This window comes from Photobacterium minamisatsumaniensis, assembly GCF_050336695.1.
In the GTDB taxonomy this organism is placed as follows: Bacteria; Pseudomonadota; Gammaproteobacteria; order Enterobacterales; family Vibrionaceae; genus Photobacterium; species Photobacterium minamisatsumaniensis.
Window position 1 is genome coordinate 18,251 of sequence record NZ_JAKJSI010000017.1, and the last position, 21,211, is coordinate 39,461.

22 protein-coding genes are annotated in these 21,211 nt (G+C 42.6%); 14 read left to right on the forward strand and 8 right to left on the reverse strand.

The genetic code is table 11. The features are described 5' to 3' along the window. Positions 1-16: 16 nt before the first annotated feature. From L4D78_RS08810 to L4D78_RS08840, 7 genes are all read right to left on the reverse strand, one after another. Complete coding sequence (locus L4D78_RS08810; RefSeq protein WP_428466563.1) at positions 17-712, reverse strand: CoA transferase subunit A; 696 nt, start codon at positions 710-712, stop codon at positions 17-19. A 156-nt stretch (positions 713-868) separates the two neighbouring features. After that, on the reverse strand, positions 869-1,501 hold the full coding sequence (maiA, locus tag L4D78_RS08815; protein ID WP_428466564.1) for a maleylacetoacetate isomerase: 633 nt from the start codon (positions 1,499-1,501) through the stop codon (positions 869-871). 32 nt (positions 1,502-1,533) lie between these two features. Then, entirely contained in the window at positions 1,534-2,523 is a 990-nt protein-coding gene (locus L4D78_RS08820) for a fumarylacetoacetate hydrolase family protein (protein ID WP_428466565.1), read from the reverse strand. A 19-nt stretch (positions 2,524-2,542) separates the two neighbouring features. Then, positions 2,543-3,670, reverse strand: a complete 1,128-nt coding sequence (locus L4D78_RS08825; RefSeq protein ID WP_428466566.1) for a homogentisate 1,2-dioxygenase — start codon at positions 3,668-3,670, stop codon at positions 2,543-2,545. Next, positions 3,663-3,890, reverse strand: coding sequence for a DUF2783 domain-containing protein (locus L4D78_RS08830; RefSeq protein ID WP_428466567.1), 228 nt, complete (start codon positions 3,888-3,890; stop codon positions 3,663-3,665). The genes L4D78_RS08825 and L4D78_RS08830 overlap by 8 nt, the downstream gene beginning before the upstream one ends. A gap of 14 nt (positions 3,891-3,904) precedes the next feature. After that, complete coding sequence (locus L4D78_RS08835) at positions 3,905-5,584, reverse strand: FAD-dependent oxidoreductase (RefSeq protein ID WP_428466568.1); 1,680 nt, start codon at positions 5,582-5,584, stop codon at positions 3,905-3,907. Between the two features lie 26 nt (positions 5,585-5,610). Further along, positions 5,611-6,567 carry an MBL fold metallo-hydrolase gene (locus tag L4D78_RS08840; protein ID WP_428466569.1) on the reverse strand — a complete coding sequence of 319 codons (957 nt, stop codon included), beginning with the start codon at positions 6,565-6,567 and terminating at the stop codon, positions 5,611-5,613. 303 nt (positions 6,568-6,870) lie between these two features. On the opposite strand from L4D78_RS08840, the gene L4D78_RS08845 reads away from it, so the two are divergent. From L4D78_RS08845 to L4D78_RS08895, 11 genes are all read left to right on the forward strand, one after another. Continuing rightward, positions 6,871-7,899: a TRAP transporter substrate-binding protein gene (locus L4D78_RS08845; protein ID WP_428466570.1), complete on the forward strand. Its 1,029-nt coding sequence runs from the start codon at positions 6,871-6,873 to the stop codon at positions 7,897-7,899. Continuing rightward, entirely contained in the window at positions 7,899-8,435 is a 537-nt protein-coding gene (locus tag L4D78_RS08850; protein ID WP_428466571.1) for a TRAP transporter small permease, read from the forward strand. The genes L4D78_RS08845 and L4D78_RS08850 overlap by 1 nt, the downstream gene beginning before the upstream one ends. Beyond that, on the forward strand, positions 8,432-9,733 hold the full coding sequence (locus L4D78_RS08855) for a TRAP transporter large permease (protein WP_428466572.1): 1,302 nt from the start codon (positions 8,432-8,434) through the stop codon (positions 9,731-9,733). The genes L4D78_RS08850 and L4D78_RS08855 overlap by 4 nt, the downstream gene beginning before the upstream one ends. Positions 9,734-9,796: 63 nt before the next feature. Beyond that, complete coding sequence (locus tag L4D78_RS08860; RefSeq protein ID WP_428466573.1) at positions 9,797-10,273, forward strand: MarR family winged helix-turn-helix transcriptional regulator; 477 nt, start codon at positions 9,797-9,799, stop codon at positions 10,271-10,273. Positions 10,274-10,378: 105 nt separating this feature from the next. Beyond that, entirely contained in the window at positions 10,379-11,413 is a 1,035-nt protein-coding gene (locus L4D78_RS08865; RefSeq protein WP_428466574.1) for a TRAP transporter substrate-binding protein, read from the forward strand. A 209-nt stretch (positions 11,414-11,622) separates the two neighbouring features. After that, positions 11,623-12,084 (forward strand): MarR family winged helix-turn-helix transcriptional regulator, encoded by a 462-nt coding sequence (locus L4D78_RS08870; protein WP_428466575.1) that lies wholly within the window; start codon positions 11,623-11,625, stop codon positions 12,082-12,084. A 103-nt stretch (positions 12,085-12,187) separates the two neighbouring features. After that, positions 12,188-12,778 carry a GNAT family N-acetyltransferase gene (locus L4D78_RS08875; RefSeq protein ID WP_428466576.1) on the forward strand — a complete coding sequence of 197 codons (591 nt, stop codon included), beginning with the start codon at positions 12,188-12,190 and terminating at the stop codon, positions 12,776-12,778. Positions 12,779-12,965: 187 nt separating this feature from the next. Beyond that, entirely contained in the window at positions 12,966-13,823 is an 858-nt protein-coding gene (locus tag L4D78_RS08880) for a GNAT family N-acetyltransferase (protein ID WP_428466577.1), read from the forward strand. 163 nt (positions 13,824-13,986) lie between these two features. Further along, the gene (locus L4D78_RS08885; protein ID WP_428466578.1) at positions 13,987-14,706 is read left to right on the forward strand and encodes a class I SAM-dependent DNA methyltransferase; all 720 of its coding nucleotides are present in this window, start codon (positions 13,987-13,989) and stop codon (positions 14,704-14,706) included. Between the two features lie 244 nt (positions 14,707-14,950). Next, entirely contained in the window at positions 14,951-15,832 is an 882-nt protein-coding gene (locus tag L4D78_RS08890; protein ID WP_428466579.1) for a LysR family transcriptional regulator, read from the forward strand. 105 nt (positions 15,833-15,937) lie between these two features. Then, a complete protein-coding gene (locus L4D78_RS08895) occupies positions 15,938-16,975 on the forward strand; it encodes a linear amide C-N hydrolase (RefSeq protein ID WP_428466580.1) in 1,038 nt (345 codons plus the stop codon). A gap of 46 nt (positions 16,976-17,021) precedes the next feature. On the opposite strand, the gene L4D78_RS08900 is transcribed toward L4D78_RS08895, so the two are convergent. Continuing rightward, positions 17,022-17,951: a LysR family transcriptional regulator gene (locus tag L4D78_RS08900; RefSeq protein WP_428466581.1), complete on the reverse strand. Its 930-nt coding sequence runs from the start codon at positions 17,949-17,951 to the stop codon at positions 17,022-17,024. A gap of 122 nt (positions 17,952-18,073) precedes the next feature. Between L4D78_RS08900 and L4D78_RS08905 the strand changes: the two genes are divergently transcribed. From L4D78_RS08905 to L4D78_RS08915, 3 genes are all read left to right on the forward strand, one after another. After that, positions 18,074-19,957, forward strand: coding sequence for an amidohydrolase (locus L4D78_RS08905; protein WP_428466582.1), 1,884 nt, complete (start codon positions 18,074-18,076; stop codon positions 19,955-19,957). Between the two features lie 257 nt (positions 19,958-20,214). Then, complete coding sequence (locus L4D78_RS08910; protein WP_428466583.1) at positions 20,215-20,568, forward strand: MerR family transcriptional regulator; 354 nt, start codon at positions 20,215-20,217, stop codon at positions 20,566-20,568. A 55-nt stretch (positions 20,569-20,623) separates the two neighbouring features. Next, positions 20,624-21,196 carry an NAD(P)H-dependent oxidoreductase gene (locus L4D78_RS08915; protein ID WP_428466584.1) on the forward strand — a complete coding sequence of 191 codons (573 nt, stop codon included), beginning with the start codon at positions 20,624-20,626 and terminating at the stop codon, positions 21,194-21,196. Positions 21,197-21,211 lie beyond the last annotated feature (15 nt).

A 21,211-nucleotide genomic window follows, 5' to 3' on the forward strand; every position in this document is an offset into this window, starting at 1 on the left:
TTGATTATTCGATTGTTTATCGCGTTGTACGTTGTTCAATACGTTTTTCGAATGTGCCTTTAATGACACGGTTAACGTATATTCCCGGTGTATGGATATGGGCAGGGTCGAGTTCACCGGGTTCAACAATTTCTTCAACTTCAAGTACGGTGATCTTGCCTGCGGTCGCTGCAAGCGGATTGAAATTTTGCGCGGTATGGCGATAGATGGCATTACCGTAACGGTCCGCTTTCCATGCTTTTACAATGGCAAAGTCGCCTGTAATCGAACGTTCTTGGATGTATTTTTTGCCATCAAATTCAGTAACGGGTTTACCATCCGCAACTGGCGTACCGTAACCTGTCGCAGTGTAAAAGGCTGGAATACCCGCACCGCCAGCTCGCATTTTTTCAGCCAGTGTCCCTTGCGGCGTAAGTTCAACATCTAACATGCCTGATAACAGCTGTTCTTCAAAAAGCTTGTTTTCGCCGACATAAGAGGCCACCATTTTTTTGATTTGGCGATCTTCTAATAAAATACCTAAGCCGAACCCGTCAATCCCACAATTGTTCGAAATGACAGTCAGTTCACGAGTGCCACGCTGCTTGATATTGGCAATTAACCCTTCCGGTATGCCACAAAGGCCAAAGCCTCCGGCAAGTACCGTCATACCATCTTCTAGACCGTCTAATGCTGCTTCGTAGCTATCGACGACTTTGTTAAATCCTGCCATGGTTTTATTCCTTCTAAAGCCTGATATTGTTCCCGTGTATTGGTGGGAATATTTATAGTTATGCCGATTTTTATCGTAGGGTAATAAAATCGAAAGTTAGCCGAGCAATAGTTGCTCGGCTTTATAACGCTAACCACTAACGTTGTTTTTATATAGTTAAGCTTGTGGTGAGTTATCTGGATGAGCGGCAATGAATGCATCTAGCTCATTACATGCCTTATTGATAGCTACTAGTGTCGGATAATCGCTCAGCGGTAGGTTAAACCGCTTGGCGTTGTACATTTGTGGAACAAGGCAAATATCGGCCAACGTTGGAGTGTCACCACAACAAAAGCGTGTACCTTGGTGCTTTAGTTGCTGTTCTAATGCAGCGAACCCTTTGTGCAACCAATGGTGATACCACTGCTGTTTTTGTTCATCGCTCACGCCGAGATCATGCTTTAGATACTTGAGTACCCGCAGGTTGTTCAAGGGGTGAATATCGCAGCCCACTTGGTAGGCTAGCGACCGGCATTGAGCTCGAGCCAAACCATCGAGAGGTAATATGGATGCAGTGCCTGGGAACACCTCATCCAAGTATTCACAGATAGCCAGTGACTGAGTCAGTATATTTTCACCCGTATCCAATGCTGGTACTAATCCTGCGGGGGCAATATCGGTATATGAAGAATCTGACTGCTCACCGTTTAGTAGCGATACTGGAACGCTCTCCCAATTAAGTTGCTTAAGGTTTAAGGTGATACGTACCCGGTAGGCCGCAGATGAGCGAAAGTAGTCATAAAGCTTCATTATTTCCCCTTAATGGATTGTTATCGATAAAACTATTTAGAGATTGGATACTGGACAACGGTTTGGTCAATGGCACCGAAGATGCTATTACCTTGTTGGTCAAACATCTCAATACGCACCTTGTCGCCAAATTGCATGAATGGCGTTTTAGGCTCGCCAGATTCAATGATTTCTAGCATACGCTTCTCTGCTAAACAGCATGAGCCACTTGAACGGTCGACATTAGAAACCGTACCTGAACCCACAATAGTGCCATTGCCCACGTGACGTGTTTTCGCTACATGACTAACAAGTTGAGCGAAATTGAAGGTCATATCGACGCCTGCATTCGGGTTACCAAATAACTCTTCGTTCAAGTGCACCGTGAGTGGATGGTGAACCGTTGAATCACGCCAGTTATCGCCAAGCTCGTCGGGAGTGATAGCAACAGGTGAGAATGCTGACGCTGGTTTTGATTGGAAGAAGCCAAAACCTTTACCAAGCTCGGCTGGGATCAAGTTACGTAACGATACGTCGTTCACCAACATTAGTAGTTTGATATGCGATGCTGACTGTTCAGGGGTTGCGCCCATGGGTACCGTATCGGTAATGGCTGCGATTTCAGCTTCAAAATCGATGCCGTAGCTTTCTTCTCGTACGTTGATGTCATCGCGTGGGCCAATAAAACCGTCACTCATACCTTGGTACATTAGTGGGTCGGTCCAGAAAGAGGCCGGCATTTCAGCGTTACGTGCCTTACGGACTAACTCAACGTGATTAACATAGGCGCTGCCATCAGCCCACTGATATGCACGTGGCAGTGGTGAGGCACAATCTGTAGGTTCAAATGTAAAGCTGTCGGCACATTGCTTATCGTTAAGTTGCTGATAACGCGTTTCGAGTTTGCTTTCAACCGTAGACCAGTTATCTAATGCGTTTTGCAGTGTTGGTGCAATATCGGTTGCATCAACTGCTGTTGTTAAGTCACGCGAAACAAGAACAAGTTGACCGTCTAGGCCGTTTTTAAGAGAAGCCAGTTTCATTGTTATTATCCTTAAATATTTATTTTGCAGTCCATGAATTCACGTAATCAGTGTTCTCAACGCCTTCTGGCAGTTCAGGCACATCAAGCGGCATGCGGGTATCGATCATTACTGCTACTTCATCGGTTTCTTTTTTCGCGTGCTTTGCACCAGCCGCAGCCGCTTTCGGGTGAGGACCATGCGGGAAACCACAAGGGTGTAGGGTTACCATGCCCGCTTCGATGTTATCGCGGCTGAAGAAATCACCTTTGTGATAGAACAGCACCTCATCGTAATCATCGTTGTTGTGGTAGAACGGTACTTTTAGTGCGCCTGGATCGGATTCAATAGGGCGAGGAACAAAAGTACAAATGACGAAGCCGTCAGCAACAAACGTGATGTGGGCTGAAGGTGGTAAATGGTAACGGTGGCTCATAAGAGGGCGAATATCACGCCAGTTCAACTTAAATACCGTTAAGTTACCTTTCCAGCCTTGTGCATCAAGCGGGTTGAACGGGTAACTGATCTGGTTCATTTGTTCGCGGCTTTTTAGCAAGACTGTCCAGTTGTCTGTGCTGCTGCGCTGTGCATCAAACTTATCGTTGATGGTTGGGTACTCGAGTACTGCTGGGTCAAAAATAGCATGGTCGCCAACAATACCGCGCTCTGCACTCATGTATGAACCATTAGTGGCTTCTATCATCAACACTGAAATAGGCTCATTAATCTCAACACGCCAGTTTGTTGATCGAGGAATGACTAAGTAATCGCCGTCACGGAAGCTAATGTGGCCGTAGTCGCAATACAGATCACCGCTGCCTTGGTGAATGAACAGTACATCATCGCCGTCACCGTTACGCGCAAGCTCGGTCATATTACTATCACAATGCCACATGCGAACTTTGACATTTGGATTCGTCAGTATGGTGCTGGCGTTGAATGGCTGATTGGTTTTTACTTCCAGCTTATTGGTATCAAATGCACGTGGTTTTAGTGGGCCTTGCCACTCACTCCAGCCCGTTGGGGCATGGGTGTGATACATATGGGAAGCTGGACCAAAGAAACCTTCTTTGCCGATTTCACGTTCAAAACTTTGCTCTGGCAAGTCGCAATGCGCTTGGTTTGATGCTTTGCCTTCTTTTATTGGGAACTGGAACCACTTACGCATTGTTGTTCTCCTTAGCGGGCGCAGCAATATTCAAGGCTTGCTGCAAGATATCGTTATTACCAATATGGTTGGCAAGTGTAAGAATGAGCCGTGCATTAATTTTCTGGCTCAGTTGTTCGTCACCATGACGATGAAGATCAATTAGGCGGTTGTAGAAGCCATCGGTATCTTCAAGGTTGGGGGTTAAAACCAGCTGGTTATTCGTGTTTAAAGTCGTCATCGCAATCTTTACTCCTATCCGTTGCAAGTGGCTTTAGTGATAGCCTGGTTAATACTGTCGGCATTAAATTCACGCCAGCGAGCTGTCACATGTTGGTCTGGGCGGAATAGGTAAGTCGTCGATGGCTGTGCATCAAAACGCTCAAACAAAACACCGTTTGCATCTTGTATTGCCGTTAGACCTTCAGGCAGTTCAACAAGCTCACTGTCTTTGCTAAACAACACGACAGGTTTAACTGGAATGGTTTGTTTAGTTAGGGCTTGTAATGCCTCTGTTGGGATATCACTAGCACCATCGGCGAAGTAGATAGCGGTGAAATCATTGCCGATTTCATTGAGAAGCCAATGTTGTGAGCCGTCTTTTACGTTAACTGGAGCATCTGTTGAGACAGTTCCCGGTAACATTTCACTACAGAATGTTGCAGTGTCTTCGGTATTCAATACCGACCCTGATAAGCAAGCGGGTACTGATAATCGTCCTGAATTAACCAACGGACGTGCAAACTCATGGTGCTCTGCTAAATCAAGTACAGCATCTCGGAACACGAGGCTGATGTTGTTTTTTGGTGTGATGAAATCCGTCGAACGCGTCGAGTTCATGATGTTTTCATCTGCGGCATACACACGCTCACTGCTATAAGTATCAAGCAGTTGAGTTGGAGCTTTACCATCGAGTACAAGCTTCAACTTCCAAATAAGGTTATCGGTGTCTTGTATGCCAGAGTTTGCACCACGCGCACCAAATGGACTGACTTGGTGTGCGGCATCGCCTGTGAATAACACTCGACCATGTCGGAATTTATCCATGCGGCGACAACGGAACGTATATACGCTGCACCATTCAAGTTCGAAGTTTTCATGGCCAAGCATTGCGGCCACTCGTGGGATCACATTTTCAGGCTTTTTTTCTTCATTAGGATCGGCATCCCAGCCGAGGTCGAAGTCGATACGCCATACATTGTCTGGCTGTTTGTGTAGTAGGCTTGAGTGGCCTTTGTGGAATGGAGGCTTAAACCAGAACCAACGCTCAGAGGGGAACTCGGCTTTCATTACTACATCTGCAATCAGGAAGCGATCTTTGAAAATCTGCCCCTTACTTTCCAATCCCATCATGGTACGGATAGAGCTGTTTGCGCCATCAGCCACAATCAGATAATCACAACTCAGGTGATACTCGCCATCGGGTGTATCAATCGTCAGAAGAACTTTATCTTTACCGTCTTCAATTGATATCACTTTATTTTTCCAGCGAAGATCGATTGTTTCTGGCTGTTTCTGAGCTTCATCAACTAAGTACTCTTCCATGTAGTACTGTTGTAAGTTAATAAAGCCTGGGCGACGGTGATGCGCTTCTGGCAGCATGTTGAATTGGTACACTTGCTCTTCTTCAAGAAACACTTTTCCCGTGTTCCATATTACGCCTTTGTCGACCATGCGCTGGCCAGCATCACCAGCAACGCGGTCAACAATTTCTAAGAAACGCTTGGCGTAACATACGGCACGAGAACCAATACTCACGGTGTTATTATCATCTAATACAACCACAGGCTGGTTTTGTGCTGCGCAATCAAGTGCTGCCGCTAGGCCTACAGGCCCAGCACCAACAACAATGACGGGGTGGTGCGCGGTATGCGTACCTGCTTGATCAGCATGCTTTACGTAATCATAAACAGGGTTGATATAAGTTGAATGCATTTGTGTATCCTCCATTCCTTGGCGGTTTACAGTGCGTCTTGTAGTGAATGCCACATGTCTTGGTCGCGCTCTGCCGTCCAGATACGAGGGTTTACATAATCGCCGGCTTCGTCGTAACAACGGGTAATATCAAACGGTAGGCAATGTTCGAAAATAACCCACTCAGCGTATTTAGGCGCAAGCACTTGATAGGTGTCACGGTAGCAGTCAGCCAGTGATTTACCCGCTTCTTTACTCGCTTTAACGGTTTCAAACATGGTACTAACGAATGCACGTGTTCCTTCAATGGCATCTTCGCATAGCTGAGGTGTAGTAAGTGCCTCACCACGACCCGGAACAAGTTGCTCAGGATTTAGTGCAAGTAGGTTATCGAGGGTATTTGGCCAATCCTTGTGGTAAGCATCGCCAGAGTAGGGGGTTGCTCCGTATTCAACTAGGTCGCCAGCAAATAGGATTTTTTCTTCGGGTAGCCATACAACGGTGTCACCTTTAGTGTGACCTGCGCCAAGGTGCATGATTTCAACTTTACGTTTGCCCATATATAGCGTCATGGTTTTGTCGAAAACAACCGTTGGCCATGTTAGCCCCGGAACTGTTTCTACGCCTGCAAATAGGCGAGGGAAGCGGCCAACTTCTGATTCATAATCCTGTTGACCACGTTCAACAATAAGATCGTAAGTGTTTTGGCTTGCAATGATGTTTTCTGCACCGTAAGCAGATGCGCCCAATACACGTACTGCATGGTAATGACTTAAAACAATATGCTTGATTGGTTTGTCAGTGACTTCACGAATACGGTCAATAACATCTTGTGCCATTGCCGGGGTGGCTTGGGTATCTATGACCATTACACTGTCATCACCGATGATGATACCTGTGTTTGGATCGCCTTCAGCCGTGTAGGCATAAACACCTTCAGCCAATTTATCAAAGCTGACGTTCTTAATTTCTACATCAGCGTGTGAAGCAAACTTCTTAGTCATCTCTAGCATCCTTTCAAACAGTAAGTGAACCGAGCGTTATGTTGATTGCTTGTTGAGCAGTGGCGTCGGTCCTTTTTGGGTTTTTAGTATTTCACTTGGAATATTAGTTACAAATGAAACTAAACTTTCATTAACAATATTGCTAACAAACTCAGAGCGCAATTAGACTAAAGTCTAATGAAATACCCATTGATACTTCTTAATTAGCATGTTTTATTGTTAATAGATGGTTAATAAGCAAGTAAATCAATAACAATTACCCTAGTAACATATCGTTACAAGTGAAACCAAAAGGAAGGATGTATGTCAGTTTCAAAAACGGCGCTACTACTGGGCGCTACTGCTATGCTGTCCGCGTCATGGAATGTTTTTGCCGCACCAGAGAAAGTCATTCGAATTAGTACTTGGGGATCGCCAAATCATGGTGTGAACAAAATTATTTGGCCAACATGGGGTGAGTGGATTGAAGAAGCTACTGATGGTCGTGTTGTGGTTAAAATTGAATATGACCTAGGGCCGCCACAATCTCAGGTTGATCTGGTAACTGATGGTATCGGTGAAGTTAGCTGGATCTTCCATGGACATAAACCAGGACGTTTTAAACTGACACAAATGCCTGAAATACCGACTTTTACAGAGGGTGCTAGTTCAGAAATTTCATCCGTTGCTTACTGGCGTACTTACGATAAATATTTAAGTAAAGGGCGTGAGCACCGTGGCTTAGATGTCATGGCTGTTGCTGTTCATGGCCCAGGTCAAATTATTACTCGTGAAGAGGTCAAATCATTGGATGACCTGCGCGGGCAAAAAATCCGCATCGGTGGTGGGGTAATTGGTGCGCTTGCAAAAGAAATGAAAGTCACCTCGGTGTCTATACCGACCACGAAGGTGTATGAATCGCTTTCACAGGGCGTCGTTGATGGCACGTTCTTAACCCTTGAATCACTCAGCAGCTTCCGTCTTAACGAAGTTGCGCCTTACACCATGGTGGTACCTGGCGGCCTTTATCGTGGTAGTTTTGCGATTGTGATGAACAAAGACACCTTGAGTGGGGTTTCAAAAGAAGATCGTGAAGCGATCATGGCGGTATCTGGCGAAAAGCTGTCGCGATTATTCGGAAAAATGATGGATGACTCTGATAATGCGGCAGTAGTCGCTGCAAAAGCGGCTGGGAATACATTTAGTGAAGCACCAGATTCAATGGTTGCTGAACTGAAAGTGTTAGGGCAAGACCTACAAAAAGATTGGTATAAAACGGCGAAGAAGCGCAAGGTTGATGGCCCTGCTGCGTATGACTTCTATCAAGATCAACTAATTGTGTTAGGTGAGTAATGATGAATGCTCGTATTTCCACGGGCATCAAGCGAGGGCTAGAAGCCCTTGCCGCCCTCAGCTTGATGTTAATGATGATCATCACGTTTATTGATGTGTTCGGTCGTTACTTTTTTGATATGCCAATTAACGGTGCCACAGAATTAATTGAAGTCTTGTTAGCTGTGATGGTGTTTATGGCATTCCCGTTAGTCTCTTGGAGTGAAGAGCACATTAGTGTTGATTTGCTTGATAACTACTTTCCTAAGCGGTGGGTCAATATACGCCAAGTCGTGATTAATCTAGTGTGTTCATCGGCGTTAATTTTAGTTGCAATGACGAACTGGAAATTAGCAGGTCGATCGCTGGAATATGAAGAAGTATCAGAAATATTAGAAATTCCTACGGGCTATGTAACTTATTTAATTGCAATAACAGGTGCTGTTGGCGGATTTCTGACATTAGCAAATGCCATGGTGTATGCAAAAAAAATGGTAAGTGGGAATACGGAGCGACACGTGGCTAACAAGGAAATAACTGAAGGAAATAACGGATGATTGCTTCAATTATAGGGTTCACATGCCTGCTAGTTATGGTGTTTTTACGGTTACCACTTGCGTTTGCGATGGGCGTGGTTGGCTTCTTCGGTTTTTGGTATCTCGTTGATTATAACTGGATGGCAGCCATGTCGATGGCGGCTAGGCGAATTATTGATACAGGGCAAGACTACAGCTTATCGGTTATACCGTTATTTATCTTGATGGGTAACTTTGTGACTAAAGCTGGACTATCAAAAGAGCTGTATCAAGCATGTAATGCGTTTGTCGGTCACCGTAAAGGTGGGTTGTCGATGTCGACTATCTTGGCTTGTGGTGGTTTTTCAGCAATTTGTGGTTCCAGTTTAGCAACATCTGCCACTATGGCGAAGGTTGCGATGCCGCCAATGCGTAAATATGGCTACTCAGACGGGTTAGCATCGGCCTCTATTGCGGCTGGTGGTACGCTTGGTATTTTGATCCCGCCGAGTGTCATGTTGGTCATTTACGGCCTTTTGACTGAAAGCAGTATTCGTGAACTGTTTGCTGCGGGCTTTATACCCGGTGTATTAGGTATTGTGCTCTATTTAATGGCTGTAAAATGGGTTGTCTATCGTAATCCAAATTCTGCGCCTCCGGGTGAACGGATGGGCTGGAAAGAACGCTTTATTGCTTTAAAAGGCATCTCATCAACAATTCTATTGTTTGTGTTGGTGATGGGCGGGATTTATATCGGTGCGTTTACGCCAACAGAAGCTGCAGGTATTGGTGCATGTGGTGCATTTGCTTTAGCGTTTTTCAGAGGGGCGCTGAACTATCAAGTGCTGCGAGACATTTTGCTGGATACCGCAAAAACCTCAGCATCGTTATTTGCCGTTGTTATTTCTGCACTGATTCTATCAAATTTTGTAAATCGTGCAGGTTTACCTGATTCATTAATTGAAATGATCCAAGCGGTAGAGATGTCACCATACCTTGCGATGGCGGTGATCTTGATGATTTACATCATATTGGGCTGTGTATTTGAAAGCATGTCGATGATGCTGCTGACAGTGCCTATCTTCTTCCCTGTGGTTGTCCAGATGGGCTTCGATCCAATTTGGTTTGGTATTGTTGTTGTTGTTGTAACAGAGATAAGCTTGATAACACCACCAGTAGGTTTGAATGTGTTCGTACTGTCTGGGGTGATTAAAGACATTAAAACATCCACGATTTTCAAAGGCGTAGTGCCTTTCTGGGTGGCCGATATGGTGAGATTAGCCGTCATTGTAATGATTCCTGGGGTAGCACTATATCTACCACAGTTAATGTACAGTTGACGGGTATATAACAAGTTCTTGGCGTAATACAGTGTTGTATTACGCCTGACTGTAGGGGCGAGCATGAAACAAGATAATAATTTCGATTTACACGAATTCTTCCCATATAAAATAGTTCGTGTTGCTGATTTAGTGAGTCGCGGATTTTCAGAGATATACATAAAAGAATATGGAATTAGCCGTGTTGAATGGAGATTAATTGCATCAATTGGATCTCTTGAAACTGCTTTTGCAAAAGAGCTTGTTGAGCACACCTCCATGGATAAAGTTAAAGTCTCTAGGGGGATACAAAAATTAGTTGATAAGTCACTGGTTGAAAAACAAGTGTTTGAAAATGATTTACGGAGTGTGCAGGTTAGTTTATCGGTAAAAGGAAAGTCGCTGTATAACGAATTGATCCCACGGGCAGTAAAGTGGGAATCTGAACTTTTCGAAGTGTTATCTGCATCTGAATATAAAGAAATGTATTTAACATTAAATAGACTAGCTCAACGCTTAGAATATATGAAAGATTTTGAATTTGCAGGTGAAGAAACGTAACTTAATTATATTAAATATAACCTTATCATCTGCCTTATTCTATGTAGTTTAAGTTTATATTGCTATTCCACGGTAAATAGTAATATTTAATTGAAGGATTAATATATGTCATTGTTAAAGTCAGCGTTATTAGTTGGAGCCACTTCATTATTGATTTCCTCATGGAGTGCGGTCGCTGCACCGGAGAAAGTGATTCAAATTAGTACTTGGGGTTCACCCAATCACGGTATCAATACGGACGTTTGGCCTACATGGGGGCAGTGGGTTGAAGAAGCAACGGAAGGTCGAGTTACAATTAATGTTAATTATGATTTAGGTCCTCCGCAGTCACAGGTGGATATTGTTACAGATGGTATTGCTGATGTGAGTTGGTTCTTCCACGGATTAAAGCCCGGCCGTTTTAAGTTAACACAGTTACCAGAAATTCCGTTGTTCATTGAGGGTAGCAGTTCTGAATTAGTCTCTGTCGCTTACTGGCGTACATATGATAATTATTTAAGAAAGGGCAATGAGCACCGTGGTGTCGATGTTCTAGCCGTTGGTGTACATGGTCCGGGGCAAATTATCTCACGTGATAAAGTGACAAATGTTGATGATTTAAAAGGAAAGAAATACCGTATCGGTGGTGGTGTTGGAGGGGCGATAGCGAAAGATTTTAACGTTTCTCCTATTTCGATGCCGCCAACGAAAGTGTACGAATCACTGGCTCAAGGCGTGGTCGATGGTACTTTCTTAACACTTGAGGTATTGAAAAGCTTTCGTCTTCATGAAGTTGCACCTTATACCATGGCTATGCCCGGAGGCCTATACCGCGGAAGCTTTGGGATCGTCATGAACAAAGACACGCTAAGAGGTGTTTCACCTGAAGATAAAGCTGCAATTATGGCAGTTTCAGGTGAGAAGTTGTCTCGGCTATTTGGCAAGATGATGGATGATGCTGATGACGCAGGCGTTGAAGCGGCACTTGAATCAGGCAATGAATTTTCGCAGGCACCAGAAGCGATGATTGAGCAAGTTAAAGTATTAACCGTTGGCTTAAAGGAAAATTGGTACAAAACGGCACAGAAACGTAAGGTTGATGGTGAAGCGGCATATAGCTATTATCTTGAAGAATTAAATAAAGAGTTAGCGAAGCAGTAAATTTTTACATCTAATAAGTAAAGCCACCATAACCTAGCTTTCTCTTTGAGTGAAAGTCATGGCGGTGGCTTTTTTCATTTATACCTAATACCCATAAAAGCTTAACTTAACGAAAAACAAAGCTACCTTTTGCTTTTTCTAGCTGTAACAAGAAGTGAAATTGGTTAATATTAGTTAATTATATCGGTCGTTTAGGGATAGCTACTAAGATGAAGGATCAATCCAGTTTTGAGTTACAGGAATTCTTTCCCTATAAGTTAGTGAAAACAGCTGATCTGATTAGCCGTGGTTTTTCTGACGTTTACAGCGCAGAGTTTGGAATAACACGCACCGAATGGCGGTTAATCGCGGCAATAGGAGAGCATCAACCAGTACTTGCGAAGGAGCTGGTTGAGATTACCTACATGGATAAAGTGAAAGTATCACGAGGTTTAAATAAAATTGAGGGTAAGCAGCTTATCGTTAAAGAAGTTGCCGATCACGACCACCGTAGTATTGAAGTAAAGTTGACGGCAGAAGGGGAATCTTTGCTCAGTCGTTTGATATCATGCGCCGTGGAATGGGAAACGGAGCTCCTTGATACGCTATCTGCTTCGGAATATAAAAACTTAGACATGAGCCTCGGTAGACTTTTGAAACGGTTAGAGTCTATGCAGCAAGCTAAAGACTAGTTTGTGGTTAAACCGATCCCCCTCATATTGTCGTTTTTTTTCAAGAACCAATACATTTAGTGATTTACAATAACGGCAAAGAATTAGTGTTAAAGAGAAAACCATGCTTTTCGATGAACTACTAGAAGGCAAAAGTCTTGCCTTAACATCAGAATATTCAATTAAGCTGATTACCCCCGATGACTTGGCTGACATTCTTGTGATGCTTGAAAACCCGAAGGTCACAGAGTTTTTATTCTTTGCTCCAGCGCCAGAAGAGCTATATCGCGCATTTTTTGAGCCAATCATTGAAGATACTCAATCAGCAATCGCTGAAGGACGCTGGCCAGAACACCCAACAGTGATCATTAGCGACAAGAATGGCCAATATATGGGGATGGGTGGATTAACCCAAGTGATGTTATTAGAAGGCAACTTTGAAGTTGGGTATCAATTGCCTGAACACGCATGGCATAAAGGTATCGCAACCGAAGTATGTAAAACGTTAACCCAACTCGCTTTCAGTATGTTGAATGCCCATAAGATCTCTGCTGACTGTTATGGCAGCAATGTTGGTTCTTATAAAACACTCGAAAAGTGTGGCTTTGAACAAGAGGGGCGAGCTGTGAATTATTATAAATTTAATAATGGCTTTGATGACCGCCTTTATTATGGACTGTGTTTAGAGCGTTATTTAACCATGCCGATCAAGTAGTCGCGATCTATCCACCTTCCGCATTAAAGCCTTTAATCCGTCGATTTTACTCTGGGTTAGAGGCTTTTAATTGCCTATCTTCAATACCAACTTTTATGATTACCTCCCAGCACTGCTCCCACTAGCTCTGCCGTTTGCGTTATGGATTGTCAGCTATTCTTAAGGCAGCCATATCAAGGAGCGGACTATGAAGCAAAATAACTACCATATAAAAACCATGTCAAAAAATGACTTATTACTTGCCATTGACTGGGCTGCGCAGGAAGGGTGGAATCCCGGCTTATATGACATTGAGTCCTTTTATGCCGCTGACCCGAGTGGTTTTTTAATGGGTTACTTAGATGATGAACCTATTGCCTCTATTTCGGTCGTAAAATATGACAAGAGCTACGGTTTTCTTGGATTTTACATTGTGAAACCTGAACATCGTGGAAAAGGCTATGGATTGGCACTTTGGAAAGCAGGGTTAATATATCTTGAAGGCTGTAACATTGGTCTAGATGGTGTCGTTGAGCAGCAAGCTAACTACCGGCAATCTGGGTTTGACTACGCATATGGCAATATTCGCTATGAAGGTATTGGTGGAGGAAGCACACCCGACATCAAAGATGGTGATATTGTTTCTCTTACGGATCTGCCATTTGAAGTAGTGGAGCGCTACGACTGCGATTACTTCCCAACGAAACGAACTGCATTTTTGAAGTCTTGGCTAGATCAAACAGGTTCAGTCGCATTAGGTGTTAAGCAACACGGTGAGTTAGTTGGCTATGGGGTTATGCGGCCATGCCGCAACGGTTATAAAATCGGTCCACTGTTTGCTAATGACGCATTAGTCGCGGAGGACATTTTTTTGAGTTTAAAAGCCCAGACTAAAACCTCTGATAATGTATATCTAGATGTGCCTGAAGTGAATGTCGCGGCTGTTGCGCTTGCTCAAAAGCAACACTTAGAACCTGTATTTACCACCGCGAGAATGTATACCCAGCGTATTCCAGACATCTCGGTTGACAGAACATTTGGTGTGACGACATTCGAGCTTGGGTAATCAATAAACCTTTGTGATTAAACCAAGTCCTATGACTGAATGGCTTTAATATGTATTAACTTGATACCGATCACTATCAGTACTTGTTGGTAGTCAGTAGATACTGTAAAAGAATCTGCGTACCGCGGCATTCTTTTAACGGTAGTTATATTAAGAAGGTATTATGAAATCAGAGATGTATTCAACGTTCGCCAATGAATATGACGAAGTCATTCAAGGCAATATCTACAATGCGTATTTAGAGCGCCCGACTCTTCAGGCGATGTTACCAGCGTTGACGGATCTTGATGTGGTTGATCTTGGCTGTGGCTCTGGGGTGTATGCGCAATATATGTTGGCGCATGGCGTAAAAAAGGTAACGTGTATTGATTATTCATCAGAAATGGTTGAGCTGGTTAATATCAAAGCCTCTAAAGCTGGAGTGAGCGACAAAGTTACAGCGTATGCGCAAGATTTGTCGAAAGGCCTCCCGCAAGAAATCGACAAGAGTGCCGATCTCGTTATTTCACCGTTGATGGTGCATTATCTTGAAGACCTTTCGCCGTTGTTTAGCGATGTTCACCGTGTATTAAAATCGGGTGGGTCATTTGTGTTTTCAACCCACCACCCATTCGCAGATTTTGAATGCTCGACAACGGGCAATTATTTCGATCGTGAGCGTGTTACCGAGAAGTGGGACACCGTTGGTGTACCTGTTGAGGTGAGTTTTTATCGTCGTTCGCTAACTGAAATAATGAATGCGCTGACAGAAAATGGCTTGGTTGTTACGCAAATCTCTGAAGGTGAGGTGTTGGAAAAAGTGAAAGAGATTTCACCGGAAAAGTATGAGTACTTATCCAAAAATCCAAATTTCATTTTTATTAAATGCCAGAAGCTCGGTTGATTAGTTTACGCACTTAGTTTCAATTTCTGATGAGTCGTGCTCTATAGACAACACATTACTTTCGAGTAAATAACTAATCAAAGGCCAAAGCGTCACTTTTGGCCTTTTTTAATTATTTTCCCATCTAAAGGTCACGTTTCGATACTTTAGTTATCAAATTTCAATTTAAATGCCAAAAATCGCTTCTAGTTAACTATTATGATGGATAATATCAATCATAATAGTTTGCGTTTTTAGGGGGCTAATGATGTTTTCGTATGAGCATTTACTTGCATTTTGTACCACGTTTGAAGAGCGGGGCTACAGTGCTGCAGCAAGGAAGCTGGGTAAAGATCGAACCACTATACGCGATCAAGTCAAAGCGCTAGAAGACTATTACGCGGTCGCTTTGTTTGTTATTGACGGCAAGAAGGCCATGCCAACACCCACTGCACACCATATTTACCTACGTGCAGAAAAGCTTGTTAGAAGTAGCGAGTGTTTAAATCGCTCATTACAAGCAGCGTTTGATGCAGAACTGTTTCTAATTAATATTTATCATGATGTATCGTTACCCAATAAACTGGCGATTAAAATCGAGCATGAACTAGCCAAACACTTTCCTGAACTAAAAATTAATTGGCTTCATCGAAATAGAGAAGAAGCTTTTGAATTTATAGAAAAAGATAATAGTAGTATTGCATTGATGCAACACCAGAATGTTAATGCGACAGGTAAACCAATCAACTACTTTTCATTGGGTTATGGTGAATTGGCTGTGTATGCCGGTAGGCGAAGCGTACTTGGGCATTTGAAGAACATCACTATTGATGACTTAGCGCTTGAAAAGCAATACATCAGTGAGAATGATTTTAATACACTGCCCGGTTTGTACGTGGTCTCTCCTCGCTATCATTTAATCAGTAACAATGATTTATTAACCGAGATGGTAAAACATGACGGTTGGGCAATTATTAGTACTGCGCTGGCACAGCCTTTTGTTAATAGTGGTGAACTACTGCGTCTTGATGTGAGTGAAATGGCAGACCACCTAAATTTTGGGTTTACGTTTTACTTTCCTGTTGGTCTTGAAACACACCCTGTTATTGAGGCGATCAAAGTGGTGGCTAGAAATCATTTCAATTAAAGAAGGTCTGAATTATGATGGATTTTATCCATCGTTTTGTATTTTTATGATTGATAGTTAGATGCAATCATAACCTTGTTTATTACATGAATAGGGTTAGATACCATGAACAAGAAATTACTCACTACCGCTATTGTTGGGACTTTATCGTTAGGTGTTGTAACAGCGGCAGAAGCTTGCACAAGACTGTTATGGAATACACAAGATCATGGTACTTTTGTATCTCGTACACTCGATTGGTCAGAACAGACTAACCCTACACTAGTTAATATCCCTAAATCATCTTCTTATGTGACGCATCTTGACAATAATAATACAATGTCCTCCCAATATGATGTCACAGGCACAACGACTTATGGCCAACTGACTGATGGCATAAATAGTGCCGGCCTAAGTGGTAATGTACTTTACGATGCGGGAATGGATACAGCAGACTCAAAGCATGCAGAAGACTTTGGTACATTAACTTATCTAAAACATATTCTCTCTCAATATTCGACGGTAGATGACGCCGTGAAGTTTGTTGAAGGTAACGCGCCGAATACCGAGTTTGTACCGGGAGTTCCTGTAAGAATTGCACTGCATATTAGTTTGCAAGACATTACGGGTGATTCTGCGATTATTGAATTTAGAGCTGAAGGCCCACGTATTTGGCATGGACCACAATACACGGTGATGACCAACCAGCCAGACTATGACCAACACCTAGCGAATGTTGAACGTTCTAAACGTGGGTGGGGAGAGTTAGAAGGGCAATACTCGCAAACAAACTTAGGTACAGGGGGGAATGCAAACCCTGAAGACCGATTTATACACTCGTCGTATTTCTATGGCCACTTAACAGAGCCAACCAGTGTTATTAACGGTATGGTGAAACTTGATTCGATCACATTCAAAATTCCGCACGATGCGCCAAACCGTCCGGTGAATGGTGAGATGGCAGGTTACGCGACTGAATATAATGTGAACTACCATTTACAATCCGGTGAAACCTTACTTCGCTACCAGTGGGGAGATGATTTCACACAATTACAATACAATGTTAAAGCTATTCAAAACTCGGGCAAGAATATTGAGTTCGATTTGGTTCAGGCTGGGTTAATTGGTGAAATAACCGAAAAGGTTATTGCTTCAGGGCAATAACCTGCGAAAAACTGGCTAGTTACTAGCTAGCCAGTTTAATTATTATTCACAGGTGTTTTTTTGCATATGACTGCATGACGTTCAGTAGCCCGTCATAAATGGCTGATTGCTCAAATGTTGATGGATAAAAAAAGCTCAGGCCAAATCGGGCCGATTTTGTGAGCTCTTTAAATGCTAACTCTTGAATTTCACCAGTGGCAACAGATGGCTCCGCGGTAGACGTTGTCATCAAAGCCCATCCATGTTTTTTTACTAACTCAAGCAACATATCGTTATTACTTACCACCCGAAGGTTTGGTGATATAGCTAAAAATTCGGGCATTGAAATAGAATGGTTTTCACTAATATATTGCTTTTCTAATTCAAGATCTTCCATTGAGATATTCTTTTGCTGAAATAAAATACTTTCAGGCCTTGCATAAGCACTGATATCGACATCGCCGAGTTTAATATTTTCCACAGCATAATCAGATACATTGAACATCCTATGCTGCATGACTGCGACTTTATTGTGTCCATTTGAAACTGCAGTTAACGCTTCATCTCTGTTTCTGTGTAGCCAATTCACAATAATGTTTGGAGACATTGCTAGCATGAATTCTTCAATCTCAAGCACTAGTCCATTGGGCATTAAAGAGTCGTGATAGATATCAATGGATTTAAGTTCATGCTTATAAGCCGTCATCATTCTTAAGTCGAGTCGTTCGCTGCTTCTTACAATCAATTTAGCTTGTTTGTACATCGAGTCAGAAAAAGGCGTTGGTCGCGCTTTTTTGCCTTCAATAGTGAATAGTTCGGTACAGTAACTATCTTCTAACGTTTTTATCTGTTCACGAATGGTTGTTCTATCTTTATTGAGTATGCGTGCTGCACCGCTATAGCTGTGCGCTTCATAAGTGGCACAAAACGACTTTAAATGCTCATAAGAAAACATGCGTGTTGCCTCACGATAATAATGATTGGTTTTCCCCTTCATTATGCATTACTTCAAACGGAATTTCATGACTATAGTAGGGGTATAGAAGAGAAATATCGGTGAGTCGAACGTAAGTTCGCTTACTTATAACAATTTATAAATTAAAAATAATAGGCAAAACAATGAAAAAGTTACTTCTGTCTACGGCCATTGCAAGTGTTATGTCAATGCCCGCTATGGCGATCCAACCAGATAGCCCAATTACTCTGTTTGTCTCAAACGACATAGTTACATTATCGGAAAATGATTATGGCAAGGTTAATGCGATCGCTGTTCAAGACGGAAAAATCTTAGATGTTGGTAAGCGCAAGAACCTTGAAAATAAATATGCAGAAAAGAAAGGCTTTTCGGTAAACACAGAATTTGAAGATAAAGTGCTGACGCCTGGTTTTGTCGAACCACATATCCACTTATGGATGATGGGTATTCTATTGAGCACTGAATTTATTACGCCTGCCGATTGGGACTTACCTTGGGCTAAAGTCGAAGGTGTTCAAGGCCATGATGCATATGTAGAGCGTTTGACTGAAATTGAAAAAAATCATCCAAAAGGACAACCGTTAGTGTCTTGGGGTTACCATAATTACTTCCACGATAATAATATGAGCCGTGAATTACTGAACAGTATTTCAAAAGAGCGCCCAATCATTGTTTGGCACCGGAGCTTCCATGAGCTTTTCTTTAATGATGCTGCAATGGAAATGATGGGGTGGAACGAAGACGGTTGGTCAGGTGATGGACATGCTTATACGCAGCTAGATTGGGAACGTGGCCATGCCTTTGAAGCGGGAGCTAAACTCATCTTGAACGACATGTTAAAGTTCCTTGTTGAAAGCGGTATGTTTGCAACAGGGATGGAGCGAACAAGGGATTACACGCAATCAGGCGGTATCACGACAGCCATTGATCCTGGTGTAATTGCGACACCAGAGATGTTTGAACAAGTCGTTAGCATTTTAGAAGATGACTTCTTCCCTATGGATTATTGGCTAATGCCTGCTGGTAACTTTACCTACATGATGGCGGGTAATGATCCAATCAAAGGTAAGGCTATCGCCGAAGGACAAACTCAACATGAAGCTTATAGCGGCCAGAATATAAAATGGTTACCGAAGTTTATTAAGCTTTTTGCTGACGGTGCGATGTATAGCCAGCTAATGCAGCTTAAAGATGGTTACACAGATGGACATGCCGGTGAGTGGATTCAAGAACCGGCTGATCTTGAAGCAAGCATGCGCCCTTATTGGAAAGATGATTACACCATCTATGTTCATGCTAATGGTGACTTAGGGTTTGAAACTGCGATCAATATTCTTGAAAAAATGAATAAAGAATATGCGCGTGAAGATCACCGTACTGGTTTTCATCACTTAGGTATTACAGATAAAGATGATATTCCAAAAGCGGTTGAGTTAGGGGCTAACTTTAGTGTTAACCCATATTACACTCACATTTTAGCTGAGCTGTACTCTGAAGAAGGTGTAGGTAAAGAACGTGCTGAAACAATGGCACGAGGACGCTCATTCATTGATGCTGGTGGTACGTTATCACTGCATTCTGATTCACCAATGGCACCAGCACAGCCTTTAAGCCTGATGTGGGCAGCAGTGAACCGTACAGGTTTATCAGGTGAAGCGGTTGGTAAGCAAGAGCGTATTACTGTTGATGAAGCGATGCGTGCCATTACCATCGATGCCGCATATACCGCTCGACTAGAAAATGAAATTGGTACGATTGATATTGGTAAGTATGCAAACTTTACAGTGCTTGATAGCAGCCCATATAAAGTAAAACCTGAAAATATTAAAGATATTCAGGTGGAAGCGACAATATACCAAGGTACACCAGCACACCTAACATCGAGCAATGCAGGTTTAGCGATGACAGACAATACAATGAATGTTGTTAGCTATCTAAATAGCCATCATGGACATGACCATGACGGAGATATTTGTACAACGAGCCTTCACTTACAGCAGGCTATGTCTGAGATTAAATTTAACTAGCCTCAGCTAGAAGTAAATTGAGCGGACTCCATTGCTGGCTCAGTAAATGAATAAGCCTTGTTGGAACTTTTGTTCTGGCAAGGCTTTGTTATATTTTCCATTGCACTTTCTATTATCCGTTCGAATTGTCTTAATCCCTTCTAAATATCTACAATAAATGTCGTTTAAGGCAGAAACAAAACACAAATCTGCTTTAATAAAAGGGCGATGTAAATAGTATACTATTGTTTATTAAGGATTAATTAACTAAGGGGTAGATGTTGTATATTGGCGAAATATCGAAACGTTCTGGGGCATCGCCTAAAGCAATTCGGCTATATGAATCTATCGGCTTGCTTTTGAACATCAAAAGGCGCGGAAGCTACCGTGTTTACGATGATGGTGATGTTAAATTTGTTAAGCTAATCAAAGATGCGCAAGCATTAGGTGTAAGCTTATCGGATTTAAAACAACTTGCTGTGGGTCACCGCGAGCTAGATTGGCCGTTAGTCATTAAGCTTTTATCTCAAAAGCAACATTCTATCGACGCAGAAATACTCCGATTAACTCAGCAAAAAGATAAAATTGAAGGGTACCGGAAAAGTATCCAACAATGCTTAGGAACTGATTGACTCTGCCCTGTGGGGAAAGGTTTATGCTGTCCTTTTTATAAGGCGATAAATCGAGATGAAAAAAATATTAGTGATTAATGGCAACCCTAAATCAGTCAGTTTTTGCAGTGAACTGGTTAATAGCTATATACAGGCTTGCCCGACAAATAATGACGTCAAACATATTTCCCTAAGTGAGCTTGAATTTGAGCCTAACCTGAATGGTGGTTTTGGCTCCGATTTAAAACTCGAACCGGATTTAGTTTCATTTCAGCAGTCATTATTGTGGGCTGAGCATATTGTTATTGTTTTGCCTATGTGGTGGGGAGGAATGCCTGCTAAATTAAAAGGCTTAATTGACCGCACTTTATTGCCCGGTTTTGCATTTAAGTATGAGAAGAACAAATCAATCCCTAAAAAATTGCTTAAAGGTCGAACTGCAGATGTGATTGTTACGATGGATACACCACCGTTTTACTATCGCTGGTTTCAAGGGAATGCTGTACACAAGCAATTAAAGCACACAGTTTTGGGGTTTTGTGGGATTAAACAGGTTTCATCAACCTATATTGGTCCAGTATTAAACTCGACCCAGAAGCAAAGAGATAAATGGAATTCGACAGTGTCTAAACTTGCCCCAATAGACTAGGGCGATAGGCACTTT

Excerpts from the sequence above, each read along its gene's own strand:
- L4D78_RS08895 (WP_428466580.1), top strand. The coding sequence starts at position 15,938 with ATGAACAAGAAATTACTCACTACCGCTATTGTTGGGACTTTATCGTTA.
- L4D78_RS08820 (WP_428466565.1), bottom strand. The coding sequence starts at position 2,523 with ATGAAACTGGCTTCTCTTAAAAACGGCCTAGACGGTCAACTTGTTCTT.
- L4D78_RS08905 (WP_428466582.1), top strand. The coding sequence starts at position 18,074 with ATGAAAAAGTTACTTCTGTCTACGGCCATTGCAAGTGTTATGTCAATG.
- L4D78_RS08890 (WP_428466579.1), top strand. The coding sequence starts at position 14,951 with ATGATGTTTTCGTATGAGCATTTACTTGCATTTTGTACCACGTTTGAA.
- L4D78_RS08860 (WP_428466573.1), top strand. The coding sequence starts at position 9,797 with ATGAAACAAGATAATAATTTCGATTTACACGAATTCTTCCCATATAAA.
- L4D78_RS08900 (WP_428466581.1), bottom strand. The coding sequence starts at position 17,951 with ATGAAGGGGAAAACCAATCATTATTATCGTGAGGCAACACGCATGTTT.
- L4D78_RS08840 (WP_428466569.1), bottom strand. The coding sequence starts at position 6,567 with ATGACTAAGAAGTTTGCTTCACACGCTGATGTAGAAATTAAGAACGTC.
- L4D78_RS08850 (WP_428466571.1), top strand. The coding sequence starts at position 7,899 with ATGATGAATGCTCGTATTTCCACGGGCATCAAGCGAGGGCTAGAAGCC.
- L4D78_RS08835 (WP_428466568.1), bottom strand. The coding sequence starts at position 5,584 with ATGCATTCAACTTATATCAACCCTGTTTATGATTACGTAAAGCATGCT.
- L4D78_RS08910 (WP_428466583.1), top strand. The coding sequence starts at position 20,215 with ATGTTGTATATTGGCGAAATATCGAAACGTTCTGGGGCATCGCCTAAA.
- L4D78_RS08885 (WP_428466578.1), top strand. The coding sequence starts at position 13,987 with ATGAAATCAGAGATGTATTCAACGTTCGCCAATGAATATGACGAAGTC.
- L4D78_RS08830 (WP_428466567.1), bottom strand. The coding sequence starts at position 3,890 with ATGACGACTTTAAACACGAATAACCAGCTGGTTTTAACCCCCAACCTT.
- L4D78_RS08865 (WP_428466574.1), top strand. The coding sequence starts at position 10,379 with ATGTCATTGTTAAAGTCAGCGTTATTAGTTGGAGCCACTTCATTATTG.
- L4D78_RS08855 (WP_428466572.1), top strand. The coding sequence starts at position 8,432 with ATGATTGCTTCAATTATAGGGTTCACATGCCTGCTAGTTATGGTGTTT.
- L4D78_RS08845 (WP_428466570.1), top strand. The coding sequence starts at position 6,871 with ATGTCAGTTTCAAAAACGGCGCTACTACTGGGCGCTACTGCTATGCTG.
- L4D78_RS08880 (WP_428466577.1), top strand. The coding sequence starts at position 12,966 with ATGAAGCAAAATAACTACCATATAAAAACCATGTCAAAAAATGACTTA.
- L4D78_RS08875 (WP_428466576.1), top strand. The coding sequence starts at position 12,188 with ATGCTTTTCGATGAACTACTAGAAGGCAAAAGTCTTGCCTTAACATCA.
- L4D78_RS08825 (WP_428466566.1), bottom strand. The coding sequence starts at position 3,670 with ATGCGTAAGTGGTTCCAGTTCCCAATAAAAGAAGGCAAAGCATCAAAC.
- L4D78_RS08870 (WP_428466575.1), top strand. The coding sequence starts at position 11,623 with ATGAAGGATCAATCCAGTTTTGAGTTACAGGAATTCTTTCCCTATAAG.
- L4D78_RS08810 (WP_428466563.1), bottom strand. The coding sequence starts at position 712 with ATGGCAGGATTTAACAAAGTCGTCGATAGCTACGAAGCAGCATTAGAC.
- maiA (WP_428466564.1), bottom strand. The coding sequence starts at position 1,501 with ATGAAGCTTTATGACTACTTTCGCTCATCTGCGGCCTACCGGGTACGT.
- L4D78_RS08915 (WP_428466584.1), top strand. The coding sequence starts at position 20,624 with ATGAAAAAAATATTAGTGATTAATGGCAACCCTAAATCAGTCAGTTTT.